The following is a 14,915-nucleotide window of genomic DNA, read 5'->3' as shown; positions in this document are numbered from 1 at the left end:
TACACTAAAAGTTTAGATATATCACATTACCTTAGCAATACTACTACAAAGTGCTTCTATATTTGATTCCGTTATGCCTGATACATTAATTCGTCCAGGGGGGAGAATATAAACAGCAAATTCCTCTCTTAAACGTCTAATTTGTTTTTGAGATAAATTTAAGTATGAAAACATACCGGTTTGTTTTTGTAAAAAATCAAAATCAGTTTTATTTATTATTGTATTTAAGGTTTTTATAAATAATTTACGCATTTCTTGAATTCTGTTACGCATTTCTTTTAGCTCATTTTTCCATTCTATGCAAAGTGTAGGATTATTAAGGATCATACTAACAATATTACTGCCATGAGCTGGTGGAGTAGAGTAAATACAACGAATAATTCCTTTTATTTGTGAAAATGCTTTATTGGTGATATGTTCTTTCTCCGCTATTAAAGTAAGTGCTCCAATTCGTTCATTATACAGGCTAAAATTTTTAGAAAATGAAGTAGCAACTAAAATTTCTTTGCTATATTTAGTAATAGTTCGAACTCCATAAGCATCTTCTTCAATACCTTTGGAGAAACCTTGATAAGCACAGTCAAATAATGGAATAAGCCCTTTTTCTTCAATGAGTTGAGCTAATATGTTCCATTCCTCTTTAGTAAGATCTGTGCCGGTAGGATTATGTGAGCATACATGTAGCAAAACAATATCACCATGAGAGGCTTTTTCCAGATCCTCTATCATTCCAGTAAAATTTTTATCTTTAATTATTTCATTGTAATAGCTATATTGCTTTATTCTAAGTCCTACACTTGAAAATATAGCATTATGATTAGTCCAAGTAGGATTACTACACCATATTGTATTTCGTTTCAATTTGTGTTTGATAAATTCAGCTGCAATGCGAAGTGCTCCGGTTCCTCCTGGAGTTTGAGCTGTTTTTATGCGATTTTCTTTAATAATTTGAGCGTTTTCACCAAATAATAGTTTTTGTACAGAATAAGCATATTCACTTTTCCCTTCAATTATCAAATAAGATTTAGTTCTTTCTAATTCTAAAATATTTAATTCAGCTTTTTTGACTGTATTAAGAATTGGGGTTTTATTATTTTTATCTTTATATATACCAATAGTGAGATTGATTTTTCTAGAACGAATATCCTTTATAAATTCTTCTGTTAAGCCGAAGATAGGATCAACTGGAGCAGGGGAGACTTTTTCAAACATGATTTTCATCCATACTATACATAGTTAGTTTTAAATAATTTATTTTTTTATATTATGGTATAAAAATAAGAGATTTTTAGCATATATAATTCCTGTAAGAATTAGTTGATTTTAGATTAGAATTTTGCAGATAAAGGTGTGCGTGGAAATGGAATAACATCACGAACATTTTTCACACCAGTAACATAAGATACTAAACGTTCAAAACCAAGACCAAACCCAGAATGAGGAACAGTCCCATAACGGCGAAGATCGCGATACCAATTCATCTGTTCAGGTTTTATACCAATTTTAATCATATTAGCATTTAATATATCTAAACGTTCTTCGCGTTGAGACCCGCCTATAATTTCCCCAATACCAGGAACGAGCAAATCCATTGAAGCTACAGTTTTGTTATCATCATTAAGTCGCATATAGAATGCTTTAATGTTTTTAGGATAATTTTTTACAATTAATGGTGCTCCAAAGTATTTTTCAGTTAGATAACGCTCATGCTCAGAAGAAAGGTCAATTCCCCATTCAACAGAAAAATTAAATTTTTTATTAGAATCTTGTAGAATCTGAACTGCATCAGTATAATCTATTTTTAAAAATTTAGAATCTAGAATCTTTTCTATGCGAGAAATAATTGTTTTATCAGTATTTTGATAAAAAAACTTAAGGTCTTCACTACAATTTTGAAGTACATCTTGAAATATATATTTCAACATTTCTTCAGCAAGGTGAGCAATATCTTGTAGTGCTGCAAATGCTACTTCAGGTTCAACCATCCAAAACTCTGATAAATGGCGACTTGTATTTGAATTTTCAGCTCGAAATGTAGGACCAAACGTATAAACTTTACTCAAAGCACAGGCATATGCCTCAGCATTCAATTGACCTGATACTGTTAGAAATGTCTCCTGTCCAAAGAAATCTTTACTATAATCAACTTTTCCTTGTTTTTTAAAAGATAGATTTTGTATATCTAAAGTCGATACACGAAACATTTCACCAGTGCCTTCTGTATCAGATGAGGTTATCAAAGGTGTAGAAACCCATAAATAACCATTTTTTTGAAAAAAATTGTGAACCGAACAGAATAAAGCATTACGTACACGTGAAACTGCTCCAATTATATTGCTGCGTGGACGAAGATGAGCAATTTCACGAAGATACTCCATAGATTGACGAGTCTTTGCCATTGGGTAAGTTTCAGGTTTTTCAATCCAACCTATTACCTTAAACTCAGTTACAGATAATTCAAAATGTTGACCTTTACCAGGAGATTCAACAATTTCCCCCTTTACTTTAATAGAGCAACCTGACGTTAATTTTAATATTTCACTTTTATAGTTATCAAGAGTGTTAGGAACTACAGCTTGTAAAGAGCTCAAACAAGAACCATCATAAATGGAAATGAAAGAGATCCCTGCTTTGGAATCACGGCGTGAACGTACCCAACCAGAAACTGTTGCGAAACTACTTACTGCTAAATTTCCAGTAAGTATATCTATTACCGGTGTCAAATTCATACTATTCCTATTTTACTATTGTTTAACTACTCAATGAAATTGAGTCAGATAATCATCAATTAATTTAAATTTACTTAGTACATACTAGCTTTAAAATTTTTAGCTGCAAGCTTTAATTACTAAGTTTAATAGTTTTTAAGTTAATTCCTTATTGAAATAAGATACTAGTAATTTTGATAAGATTTTTTTAAAAAAACTAGTTAGAATAAAAGTTATATGTTTTTTTACTATAAATAATTTAAGGAAAGATAACGTGAATGATGTTCGTCTCATTCGTCATGCTTTAATAAGTGTATCCAATAAGTCTGGCATTGTTAAATTTGCAAAATCTTTAATAGATAATAGCATTAATATAATTTCTACAGATGGTACTGCTCGGTACCTCAGAGAACATGGTGTGTTAGTAACTGAAGTATCAAATTATTCTGGTTTCCCAGAAATTATGGACGGTAGAATCAAAACTTTACATCATAAAATTTTCGCTGGTATTCTTGGTCGTCGCGGTCAAGATGATCACGAAATGAAGGTACATAATATTACTCCAATAGATATAGTTATTGTAAATTTTTATCCATTTGAGCAAGCTATTTCTGAAGGTAATTGCACATCATCTGAGATATTAGAAAATATTGATATTGGTGGTCCAACGATGGTTCGTGCTGCAGCAAAGAATCATGAAGATATTGCTGTTGTGGTTAATCCTAATGAGTACGATTGCATTATAGATGAAATTGATTCTAGCGATGGTTATTTAAGTTCAGGAACTCGAATTCGTCTTGCTGCTTCTGCCTTTGAATATACTGCTAACTATGAAAGTACTATTTCTAGTTATTTTAATGAAAAGTCTCTAATCAGTAAAGGTAAACAAAAAAGGTCTAGAAACTGTAAATTTCCTATGGTTTTTTCTAAAAGTTTTAAGAAAAAACAAACTTTATTGTATGGTGAAAATTCTCATCAAACTGCTGCACTTTATGCCGAAGAAAATTTTTTAGATCCGTCTGTATTGACTGCCTCTCAAATACAAGGTAAAGCGCTTTCTTATAATAATATCATTGATACTAATGCAGCTCTTGAATGTATAAAAGAGTTTAATGAGCCAGCATGTGTTATTATTAAGCACACTAATCCATGCGCTGTAGCGTTAGGAAAAACAATTTTTGAAGCTTATGATAATGCTTATCGGGCAGATCCAGTGTCTGCATTTGGAGGTATTATTGCGTTCAATAGAATACTAGATCCATTAACTTCATCAGCAATTATAGAAAAACAATTCAGTGAAGTTATTATTGCTCCATCTATTTTAGATGAATCAATAAAAATTCTTAATAAGAAAAAAAATATTCGTTTACTGCAGTGTAGTGGAATTCAATCAAATAGAATTTATGGTTTCGATATAAAAAGTATTAAAGGTGGAATAATCATTCAAGATTATGATCAAGCTATGATTTCTGAAAATCAGATTAAAGTAGTGTCAAAAAGGCAACCTGAAAAAAAAGAATTAAAGGATTCATTATTTTGCTGGAAAGTTGTAAAATACGTAAAGTCTAATGCTATTGTATACTCAAGAAATTGTGTAACCGTCGGTATAGGAGCTGGACAAATGAGTCGCGTTTATTCAGCTAAAATTGCTAAAATGAAAGCTACCGAACTAGGATTAAAATTAAAAGGTTGTGTTATGGCATCAGATGCTTTTTTCCCTTTTCGTGATGGAATTGATGAGGCTGCAAGAGTTGGAATTTCATGTATTATTCAACCAGGTGGTTCAATACGTGATAAGGAAATCATTAAAGCAGCTGACCAACATGGTATAAGCATGATTTTTACTGGTATACGTCATTTCCTTCACTAATTCTTGACAACCAGGTAAATCGCTTTATTCTGAACCTATTCAATAAAAATAAGAGATTTCAATGAAGGTATTGATCATAGGTTCTGGAGGACGTGAGCATGCGCTTGCTTGGAAATCAGCGCAGAATTTGAATGTAAAAACAGTATTTGTTGCTCCTGGTAATGCAGGTACTGCTCTTGAGCCTAAAGTAAAGAATGTGGAAATTTCAATTGAAGATATCTCTGCTCTGGTTGACTTTTCTTTAAAAACTAGAATAGACCTTACTATAGTTGGTCCAGAAGCGCCATTAGTAAAAGGAATTGTGGATTCTTTTCAGAAAGCTGGTTTATTAATATTTGGTCCAACAAAAGCTGCATCGAAGATTGAAGGATCTAAATCTTTTGCTAAAGATTTATTGTTACGTCATAAAATTCCCACCGGAGCCTGTTCAGTTTTTAGCGAACTTGAACCCGCTTTACATCACATCAGAAAGCAAGGATTACCAATAGTTATTAAGGTTGATGGCCTTGCTTCAGGAAAGGGTGTTGTTATAGCAAAAACTTTTCAGGAAGCAGAAAGCGCAGTCAAGGATATTTTGATTAAAAATATTTATGCTAATAAGTCAGATAGAAGGATTGTGCTGATTGAAGAATTTCTTCAAGGTGAAGAGGCTAGTTTTATTGTAATGGTTGATGGATTCAATGTTTTACCAATGGCAACTAGTCAAGATTATAAACGAGTCGGTGATCAAGACAAGGGTCTTAACACAGGAGGTATGGGCTCATGCTCTCCTGCTTTGGTCATTACAGATAGAATTTATAAACGTGTGCTAGAGAAGATTATTTATCCAACTGTTCATGCTATGAATTTAGAAGGTTGTCCATATACAGGTTTTTTATATGCAGGTTTAATTATTGATTCTCAAGGTATGCCAAAGGTTATTGAGTATAATTGTCGATTTGGCGATCCAGAAGCTCAATGTATTATGATGCGTATGGAATCAGATTTGGTAGACCTGTGTCTTTCTGCTATTCATAATCGGCTAAATTTTGAAAATTCTAATTGGAATTCTAATGCTGCTGTTGGTGTTGTCCTTGCATCAGATGGTTATCCGAGAGATGTTGCTAAGGGTCATGTAATATCAACCTCTGAAGTAAAAATGCAAAATCAAAAACTTTTTCACGGAAGTACAGCAAGAAAAAAATCTGGGGAGTTGGTTACTAATGGAGGGCGTGTATTTTGTGCAACAGCGTTAGGTAAGACGGTTTCTGAAGCCAAGGAAATTGCCTATTTGTTAGCTAACCAAGTTAGTTGGAATGGTATGTTTTATCGGAAAGATATTGCTTATCAAACCATTCTGCATGAAAAAATAACAAAATGATTCTTGTTATGTTGTTTCCTTTATTTATAAATTTTTATGTTTTATTTTTTTAACTATTATTATCAAAGATTTAAATGTAACTTATTAGTTGAGATTTGTAAAAGCGTTGCATATAATCTTCAGTTACTTCAAGATTAAGAATTATTTGTTTCTTAGATTAACTCTGAGGTTTCCATGAAAGTAACGAGTTTTTTTAAAAATTGTACGCAGTCTACGTCGAAAAAAAATCCTGAATTTCCTAATTGGATGCCTCCCACATTGCGTGAATATTGGGAAGTTTTTTTCGATAGAAAAAATACTAGCTATTTCTTTTCTTGGGTACGTGATTTACAAAAAGTAGAAGTAAATAATATAGATATTCCTGTGTTGGAAACTTTTTCTTTAAACCCTGAAGCTCAAATTGTGTATAGTGAATTACAAAACCAAATTGGTGCAATAATTCATGTAGGTGATTGGATGCGAATTGATCAGAATCGTATTGATCAGTTTGCTAAAGTCACTGAGGATATGCAATGGATTCATACAGATCCAAAACGAGCGAAAAAAGAATCTCCATATAAATCAACGGTTGCTCATGGATTTTTAACTTTATCTCTTTTACCTCGTTTAACCGATAGCTCAGGTTCTGATACTTTCCGATTTCCTACTGCTAGGATGATAGTCAATGTTGGTTTAAATCAAGTGCGTTTCCCATATCCAGTTAAATCTGGGAATAATATAAGGGCTAAAAGTAAATTACTTAACGTAGTTCCAATTAAAAAAAGTTTAAGAGTTGAAAGAGAGATTCAAATTGAAATTGAAGGTATTCGTCGGCCTGCTTGTATACTAATTTCAGTTATTCAGTTGTATTTTTGAAATACAAAAGTGAATCAATAACCAATTCAAAGTTAAATAATAAAAAAAAAGGAAATTGATTTTATGGATAAAAAGCTTGGATTAGCTTCATTAACCGCATTAATCATTAGTTCCATGATTGGGGCTGGGATTTTTAGCTTACCGCAAAATATGGCTGCAGTTGCTAGTCCAGCTGCTATTATAATTGCTTGGTTGATAACTGGTGTAGGAATGATATCTTTAGCACTTTCTTTACAGTATTTATCTATAACTAACCCACATATTAATACTGGCATCTTTGGTTATGCAAAGCACGGTTTTGGGAGATTAACGGGTTTTTGTTCAGCTTGGGCTTATTGGGTTAGTGCTACATTTACTAATATATCATATTTAGTGATCATCTGCGCTACATTAGGTCTGTTATTTGACACTTCAGATTTAGTAATATTTGGGGTAGGTAATAATGCTGTTTCAATTATAGTCGCATCTATTTTCCTTTGGATGATTCATATTTTTATTTCAAATGGTATTCAAACTGCTGCTTTTATAAATTTATTAGCTACTTTTGCAAAATTACTATCTTTATTCATATTTATTATATTAGCGTTGTTAGCTTTTCATTGGGATACGTTTATGTTTGATTTTCATGGAGCCCATTTTGGAAAAGAATACGACCTTTTTTCACAGGTAAAGGCAACTATGCTAATTACTGTTTGGGTATTTATTGGTATTGAAGGTGCAGTAGTATTATCAAATCGGGCAAGACACAGAAAACATATCGGTTTTTCTACTATATTGGCTTTACTGACTACTATTTTAATTTATGTCTTAGTAACACTTACTTCCATGGGTGTTATTCAATCAGTTGAGTTAGCAAAATATCCAAATCCTTCAACAGCTAAAATCCTTACATCTATAATGGGACCTTTAGGGCAATATATTATTGGTATTGGTCTTATTATTTCAGTTTGTAGTTCTTTTCTTAGCTGGCTAATTTATGCCACCGAAGTTCCATATTCATGCGCAAAAGATAAATTATTTCCAGAAACTTATAGACGGATTAATGCTAATGGAACTCCTATTAGGTCATTAATATTCACTACTATAGCTATTCAAGTATCCTTAATTTTTGTCATGTGCCTTGATGGTACTTATGATTCATTATATAGGATAGCTTCTGAGATGATACTAGTACCTTATTTATTGGTTGGTATTTATACTTTGAAATTTGCTATAAAACAAGAAAATCTTTTTGGTATAGTACTTGGTTTTTTATCTACTTCATTTGGTATATGGTTATTATATGCATCAGGGTTACAGTTCTTTATTATGTCTGCTGTACTTTACCTGCCAGGTTTATATTTTTTTATTAAATCTCAAAGAGAACAAAATATTCATTTATTCAAAGGTAAAGAGCGTATCATTGTAGGCTTACTACTTATAGCAGCTTTGATAGGTTTAAAGGAAATATTGAATGGCACTGTTTTGTAGCTTTAATATTTTAATTTAAATCATATAGATAAAAGAAAGGAGTGAGATGTTTCAAGATAATCCATTGCTTGCTCAGCTTAAGAAAAAATTGAAAAAAGATCTACCAAAGAAAATAGGGGTTGTTAAATCTACTGGGAAGACTTTTGGTTTTCTTGAGGTCTTGGACTCTAAGACTAATTTTTTTATTCCTCCTTTTTATATGAAAAAATGTCTTCATGGTGATAAAGTTATTGCGAATATTCATCTGACAGCAGAAGAAAAACAAATTGCAGAACCAAAAAAACTTTTAGAAAAAAGTGTAACGTATTTTATAGGTCACATTAAATTATCCAAAGGTAAATTTGTTTTCTTACCAGATCATCCAAAATATAAGATGAAATTAATAAAAGCTCAGCTTAAAAAAGGACTTTCTTTTGAAAGTTTTTGTAATAATGATTTGGTTTTCGCTTATTTAATTCATCATCCTCTTAAAGGAGATAAAGATTTTCTTGTTGAAATTTCGAGGAAAATAGCAAATGCTAAAATAGCACATTGGTTAACAATTTTAGCAAAGAATAATCTATGCAATAGTGAACCTATTTCTGCTAATAATAATTGGAAACTAAAAGATGATGCAGATTTAAAGCGTTTTGATATGACTACCATCCCTTTTATTACGATTGATAGTAAATCAACAAAGGATATAGATGATGCTTTATATATTAAAAAAAGTAATAATGGTGATTTTGAATTAACAATTGCTATTTCCGATCCAACAGCATATCTTCTTCCAGAAGATAATTTAGATACACTGGCACGTAAGCGAAGTTTTACCATTTACTTGCCTGGTTTAGATATTCCAATATTACCTCGTGATTTATCTGAAAATGTATGTTCACTTATTGAAAATCAAGTTCGTCCAGCCCTTTGTTGTACAGTATTGATAACTAAAGATGGTTTTATTCTTGAAAAAACCATTGATTTTTTTGCTGCTAATATTAGGTCTCATGCATGTTTAGTTTACGATTATGTTTCAGATTGGATTGAAACCGGTCAATCTACAGATTGGTGTCCTAATAAAGCAATAAGTGATATATTAACTGCTCTTTATGAACTTTCACAAGTTAGATTAAATTGGAGAAAAAAAAATGCGGTCGTTTTTCCTGAATACCCCGACTATCGATTTTCATTAAACGAGAATGATGATTCTATTGTTATTCATTCTGATATACGTCGTAGCGCACATCATTTAATTGAAGAATCTATGATTATTGCTAATATCTGTGCTGGAAAAATACTTAATGCGAAATTTTCATTAGGATTGTTCAATATACATGCTGGTTTTAAACAAAATAAACTTTATTATATTACTCGATTTTTAAATAAAAAAAGCACTTTTCCAGCTAATTCTTCTGAACTGTCTACATTAAATGGTTTTATTGCTTTACGTCATTGGTTAAATAATCAAGATACAAATTACTTTGATTATTTTATAAGAAAATTTCAGGTACATAGCAAATTAAATTTTTTACCTAGCCCTCATTATGCTATGGGATTGGATATTTATGCTACTTGGACATCTCCAATTCGCAAATATAGCGATATGATTAACCATCGTATGCTGAAAGCCTATATTTTAGATAAAAAACCTGTACAAATTCCAGATGAATCACTTTGTAAAGAATTAAATTTATCTCGTAAACATCATAGAATTGCAAATCGAAATGTTTTAGATTGGTTATATGGAAATGCGCTCTCTCAAGCACCAAAAAATAAAATTCAGTTTACAGCTGAAATTTTTGATGCTAGTTGTTCAGGGATGCGCATTCGTCTTCTTGAAAATGGTGCAATAGCATTTATTCCTATTTTATTTTTTGGAAGTAAAGAAGATATTAAATATAGTGCTGATAGTGGCTCTTTTTTTTTCAATGAAAAGTTGATCTATCAATTAGGTGATAAATTTAAAGTGGTATTAGTCGAAGTAAATCAATTTAATTTAATTGCAAAACCGATATAAGTATCTTACTGTTTTTTATTAAATGTATTTTTCTGCTTTTCTAATTTAAGTTTTCAATAAATCTTCATTTTTTATTGAAAATATTATTCTGTGTATTGCAAAAATTTGGATTTTAATTAATGAACAATAATATTGAAAATAAAATTAATTTAGGTGGAAGTCTTGAGCGTGGTATTTCTGGTAATTATGAACTAAAAATTACCGAGATATTTAAAGAAGCATGGAATCATACCATGAAAAATTTGTTATCATTTTCTCCTTCTATTGTTATTTTTACAGTTATACACATTGGAGTATTTTATATTGCATTGAAATTACAACTTTTAAATTTTTCAATTATTATTGATATATTGAAAAATCCAAATAATATCTTTGATTCAAATTTGATAGATTCTTTGTTTTTATCAAGTTTCATCACTACAATTATTAGTGCTCCTATTTACGCAGGTATTAGCTTAATGGCAATGAGTCATGTAGCTGGTCTTTCTACTAAGAAATTACATATTATTAAAGGATTACAATTTACTATTCCGGTAATATTAGCTACTTTTTTAAGCTTATTGATTCAAAATATTGCAGAAATAATATTTCCATTTTTATCTCTGTATTTTTCAGTAGCATTTAGTAATTCCATTTTGCTTATTTGTGAAAAAGGGGTTTTACCAATACAATCTTTATTGTTTTCATTTCGAGCAATAAATAAAAAACTTTTTGTTATAATATTTATTTATTTATTGCTTTTTTTGATATTTTTGCTATCAATTTTATTTTATGGAATTGGTTTAATCTTTACTATACCATTTTTTTTTCATGTTAAAGGTATCATTTATCGAAATATGTTTGGAATTGAGTTGAAAATTATTTCAACTAAAAAAATACATAAAAAAAATTTTAATGCTTAGAATAATAAATTTAACTTTGATGATTTAAATAAATAAGCATCCTAATAGATTGATATCCGGTATATATTCCATAAAAAAGAATAATAACAGCACCTAATTGTTGGAAAAATTTTGATTGTTGCAATCTTTTTATATAATTACTCCCACAAGGGATAAGTAACATTGCTGGTAATGTTCCAGAACCAAAGCAAAACATTACAAGAGCGCCATTGACTATACCACCAGATAGTGCAGACCAAGTTAGAGTTGAATAAACAAGACCACATGGTAACCATCCCCATATAAAACCAAATGGAAAAGCATGTATTGGAGTTCTTAAAGGCAATATTTTTTTTCCTAGAGGTATAATATATTTCCATATAGTTTTCCCCGATTTTTCTATATAAAGTAATCCAAACCACCAACGTCCAAGATAAAGGGATAAAGCAATTAGAAAAAAAGATGCAGCAAGTCTTAAGTAGGCAAGAGAATTAGTGAAATTAATAATGTTTGCAACAGAAGAAATAGTTCCTCCTACTATAGCTCCTAATAATGAATAAGTGCATAATCTACCTAGATTGTAATATACCGGAATAAATTTATTAGAAGGTTTATCATTGTGCATTGAAACAAAACTGGCTATTCCTGAACACATTCCTATACAGTGACCTGCACTGAGCAAGCCAATTAAAAAAGCGATTAAAAAATGTGAATCTATCATTTTCAATTTTGAGATTAATTATTATTTTCATCTAAAAATAATATCTTACATCCTTCTTGATCTAGATCCTCAAATTGACCAGTTTTCACTGCCCAAAAAAATATAATCATTGCCAAATAGATTAGTATTATTCCAATTGGAATAAGAATATAAAGACTTTCCATCATGTTACCTTTTCTTTTAGTAAACGAAGAGAGTTTGATAGTACTATAATAGAGCTAGATGACATACCAATTACAGCTAAATATGGCACGACTAGACCAGAAACAGCAAGTGGTAATATAAAAAAATTGTATCCTAATGACCATGCTAGGTTTTCGAAAATAATCCTACGAGTTTTTAAAGCAAGTTCTCTTGCTTGCAAAATACGATTTAATTGATCTTCTAAAAGCACCATATCTGCAGAAGTTTTTGCTAAATTTGAACCTCCTCCCATAGCGATTGAGATATGGGAACCAGCTAAAATAGGGGCATCATTAATTCCATCGCCGATAACCATCGTAATATCATTTTTATTAAATTTCTGTAAATAAGATAGCTTATCTTTTGGTTTTAAATTTGAGATGACATTATCAATACCAATGAATTTTGCAACATTATTAGCATTAATACTTGAATCACCAGTTAATAAGGTAATTTTAACACCTAGATTTTTGAAGCATTCTATAAATTTTTTGCTTTCTGAACGAATAGGATCTCTGTATATAAAAGTAGCTACATGTTCACCATTTAAAGATAAATATATACTATCTTGTTCTATTTTTTCACCTGAAGAACCAAAAACAAAAGCTTCATTTCCAATTTTTGCTAATTTACCTTGATAGTATCCCTGTACTCCAGAACCAATAAAATTTTTAACATTATTAATTTTAAATGAATCATTCTTATATTGTTTAAACGCACGTGCTATTGGGTGATTGTTATATGCCTCTAAAGCACCTGCAATTCCAAGAACATTTTCTTTAGTAAGAGTAGAATGTAGAGTAACATTGCAGATTTTAATATAACCATGAGTTAATGTCCCAGTTTTATCTACAATAAGATGTTTTACTTTACATAAAGTTTCAAAAACATGCCCTTTACGTAATAGAATATTTAATTTTCCCATTCTAAAAGTTGCACAAGTCAAGGCAGCTGGAGTAGCAAGTGAAAAGGCACAAGGGCAAGTTGAAACAAGTACAGATAACATAATCCAAAAAGCGTCATCAGATTTTAATTTATGCCAAAATAACCATGTACAAGCTGCAATTAATAAAATTATTATAACAAAATAACGAGCTAAAATATCAGCTATTTTAGCTATTTTTGGCTTAGACATTTGAACCTTATCTTGTAAACGTGCAATATTTGATACCATTGAATTATTTTTAGTAGAGACTACTTCTAAATCAAATGATTTTTCAGTATCTAAATTTAAAGTTCCAGCATAAGCAATATCACCACATTGTTTTGCGATTGGAATTGTTTCTCCAGTAAGAATAGATTCATCAATGTATGCATATTCTGAAATTATTTTTCCATCGACTGGAATATATTCACCAGAAAAAATTCTTATTCTATCACCAAGTTGTAAAGTATTAGCCGCTATTTGTTTTCCTGTAATTGTGTTAGCCAAAGCGGGCACTAATTTTAGACGATTACTACTTTCTATACTGGCTTTTCTTCTGGCTTGTATTTCTAAGAAACGTCCAATTAGCAAAAAAAAAGTAAACATAGAGATTGATTCAAAAAACACTTCACCTTTATTATCTACAGTTGCAATAAAACTAGCAATATATGAAAAAATCAATGCAATTGAAACAGGTAGATCTACTCCAAATATTCCTGATTTAATATTGCGATATGCATTTAAATAAAATGGTAATGCTGAATATAAGATAACTGGTGTAGCAAAAATAAGACTAATCCATCGAAAATAGTGTTTAAACTCTTTATCTAGATCGCTAAAAACTTCAAAATAAAGAACAATGGCAAGCATCATAATCTGCATACTCGCTAACCCAGCTATTCCTAATCGATAAAGATATTTTTTCATAGATTGATTATAGCTATTCTCCAAAGAATCAATTTCAAAAGGTGCGGCTTTATATCCTAATTGATGGATAGATAAAAGTAGTGAACTTAATTTTATAGTAGTTTGATTCCATGTTAATAATGCTCGGCTAGTTGTGATATTGACTCGAATAGATACAACTCCTTTTTGATGAGATAGTTTTTTTTCAATTAACCAAGCACAAGCGGCACAAGATATTCCTTCAAGAGATAACATGATTTCAGATAGATTTTCTATTTTATGTACAAATTCTGATTGAATATCTTCATTATCATAATGTACTAAATTTTGTAACTGGTCAGCGATTACATTCACTGTCTTGGCAGGTTCGGTTCTATACTTATAGTAGCTAAGAAGACCGCTATCACAGATAGTTATGGCAACTGCTTCACAACCTGGACAGCACATATATCTTATTTTTCCAAAAATTTTTATTTTATATACTGTATTTTTTGGTATATCTTGACCACAATGGTAGCATTGTTTTTTCATAAAAAAATAATTAGCATATTGATTGGATTTCAGAGGAAGGAAAGGTTACTTTCCCTTCAATTAACCATCGTTTATTATTAGGAGAAATTTTAATAAACCACGGTCCTTCTATCATATTCCGATTTATAGGAATATGATATTGATTATTACCTTTTGATAGTACTTGATAAGAGAAATCATATCCAGCTGATGTTCTATGAGTAAATATAGTATTTATATCAGGATAATGTTCTAACTTTCCTTTATCCAATCGAATAATAATATTCTTTTTATCAAAGAATATATAGGCATTGATCTTTAATTTTCTAGCAACATTAATTCTACTAAGATAAAGGTTAATATTCGTACTTTTCCCTTTGATATAGTAATCTTTAGAAATTAAATTTATAGAATTTTTAGAAAATATTAAGATTGTAATGATTGAAGCTATTATAACTAATAAGGGAAGTGCTATTAAAAAACATGGCCAGAACTGCTTATACCAAGGTTTGAGCATAATAAAATTCTCA

At 30.4% G+C, this 14,915-nt stretch carries 12 protein-coding genes; 6 read left to right on the top strand and 6 right to left on the bottom strand.

The window, feature by feature from the left end; genetic code table 11:
• Positions 1-21: 21 nt before the first annotated feature.
• Both CF66_RS02570 and asnS read right to left on the bottom strand, forming a co-directional pair.
• Entirely contained in the window at positions 22-1,212 is a 1,191-nt protein-coding gene (locus CF66_RS02570) for an amino acid aminotransferase (protein ID WP_034411439.1), read from the bottom strand.
• Between the two features lie 116 nt (positions 1,213-1,328).
• Positions 1,329-2,729 (bottom strand): asparagine--tRNA ligase, encoded by a 1,401-nt coding sequence (asnS, locus tag CF66_RS02565; RefSeq protein WP_034411438.1) that lies wholly within the window; start codon positions 2,727-2,729, stop codon positions 1,329-1,331.
• A gap of 253 nt (positions 2,730-2,982) precedes the next feature.
• Here asnS and purH point away from each other — a divergent pair, with 253 nt between their 5' ends.
• From purH to CF66_RS02535, 6 genes are all read left to right on the top strand, one after another.
• Positions 2,983-4,578, top strand: coding sequence for a bifunctional phosphoribosylaminoimidazolecarboxamide formyltransferase/IMP cyclohydrolase (gene purH, locus CF66_RS02560; protein WP_016503380.1), 1,596 nt, complete (start codon positions 2,983-2,985; stop codon positions 4,576-4,578).
• A gap of 61 nt (positions 4,579-4,639) precedes the next feature.
• Positions 4,640-5,938: a phosphoribosylamine--glycine ligase gene (purD, locus tag CF66_RS02555; protein WP_016503381.1), complete on the top strand. Its 1,299-nt coding sequence runs from the start codon at positions 4,640-4,642 to the stop codon at positions 5,936-5,938.
• Positions 5,939-6,112: 174 nt separating this feature from the next.
• The gene (locus tag CF66_RS02550) at positions 6,113-6,793 is read left to right on the top strand and encodes a MaoC family dehydratase (RefSeq protein WP_016503382.1); all 681 of its coding nucleotides are present in this window, start codon (positions 6,113-6,115) and stop codon (positions 6,791-6,793) included.
• A 63-nt stretch (positions 6,794-6,856) separates the two neighbouring features.
• Complete coding sequence (locus CF66_RS02545) at positions 6,857-8,263, top strand: basic amino acid/polyamine antiporter (protein ID WP_034411437.1); 1,407 nt, start codon at positions 6,857-6,859, stop codon at positions 8,261-8,263.
• Between the two features lie 46 nt (positions 8,264-8,309).
• Complete coding sequence (locus tag CF66_RS02540; protein WP_034411436.1) at positions 8,310-10,259, top strand: exoribonuclease II; 1,950 nt, start codon at positions 8,310-8,312, stop codon at positions 10,257-10,259.
• A gap of 119 nt (positions 10,260-10,378) precedes the next feature.
• Positions 10,379-11,161 carry a hypothetical protein gene (locus CF66_RS02535; RefSeq protein WP_016503385.1) on the top strand — a complete coding sequence of 261 codons (783 nt, stop codon included), beginning with the start codon at positions 10,379-10,381 and terminating at the stop codon, positions 11,159-11,161.
• A gap of 10 nt (positions 11,162-11,171) precedes the next feature.
• Here CF66_RS02535 and CF66_RS02530 read toward each other — a convergent pair whose 3' ends face one another.
• Genes CF66_RS02530 through CF66_RS02515 form a run of 4 tightly spaced genes read right to left on the bottom strand, consistent with a single transcriptional unit; the run spans position 11,172 to position 14,902 of the window.
• Positions 11,172-11,861: a sulfite exporter TauE/SafE family protein gene (locus CF66_RS02530; protein WP_034411435.1), complete on the bottom strand. Its 690-nt coding sequence runs from the start codon at positions 11,859-11,861 to the stop codon at positions 11,172-11,174.
• A 14-nt stretch (positions 11,862-11,875) separates the two neighbouring features.
• A complete protein-coding gene (ccoS, locus tag CF66_RS02525; RefSeq protein WP_034411434.1) occupies positions 11,876-12,025 on the bottom strand; it encodes a cbb3-type cytochrome oxidase assembly protein CcoS in 150 nt (49 codons plus the stop codon).
• Positions 12,025-14,406, bottom strand: coding sequence for a heavy metal translocating P-type ATPase (locus tag CF66_RS02520; protein WP_034411433.1), 2,382 nt, complete (start codon positions 14,404-14,406; stop codon positions 12,025-12,027). The genes ccoS and CF66_RS02520 overlap by 1 nt, the downstream gene beginning before the upstream one ends.
• A 10-nt stretch (positions 14,407-14,416) precedes the next feature.
• Complete coding sequence (locus CF66_RS02515; RefSeq protein ID WP_016503389.1) at positions 14,417-14,902, bottom strand: FixH family protein; 486 nt, start codon at positions 14,900-14,902, stop codon at positions 14,417-14,419.
• Positions 14,903-14,915 lie beyond the last annotated feature (13 nt).

The sequence above is a fragment of the Candidatus Photodesmus anomalopis genome (assembly GCF_000731785.2).
Lineage (GTDB): Bacteria > Pseudomonadota > Gammaproteobacteria > Enterobacterales > Vibrionaceae > Vibrio > Vibrio anomalopis.
The sequence above is the reverse complement of the archived record's forward strand: the minus strand, read 5'-3'. Positions and strand labels throughout refer to the sequence as shown.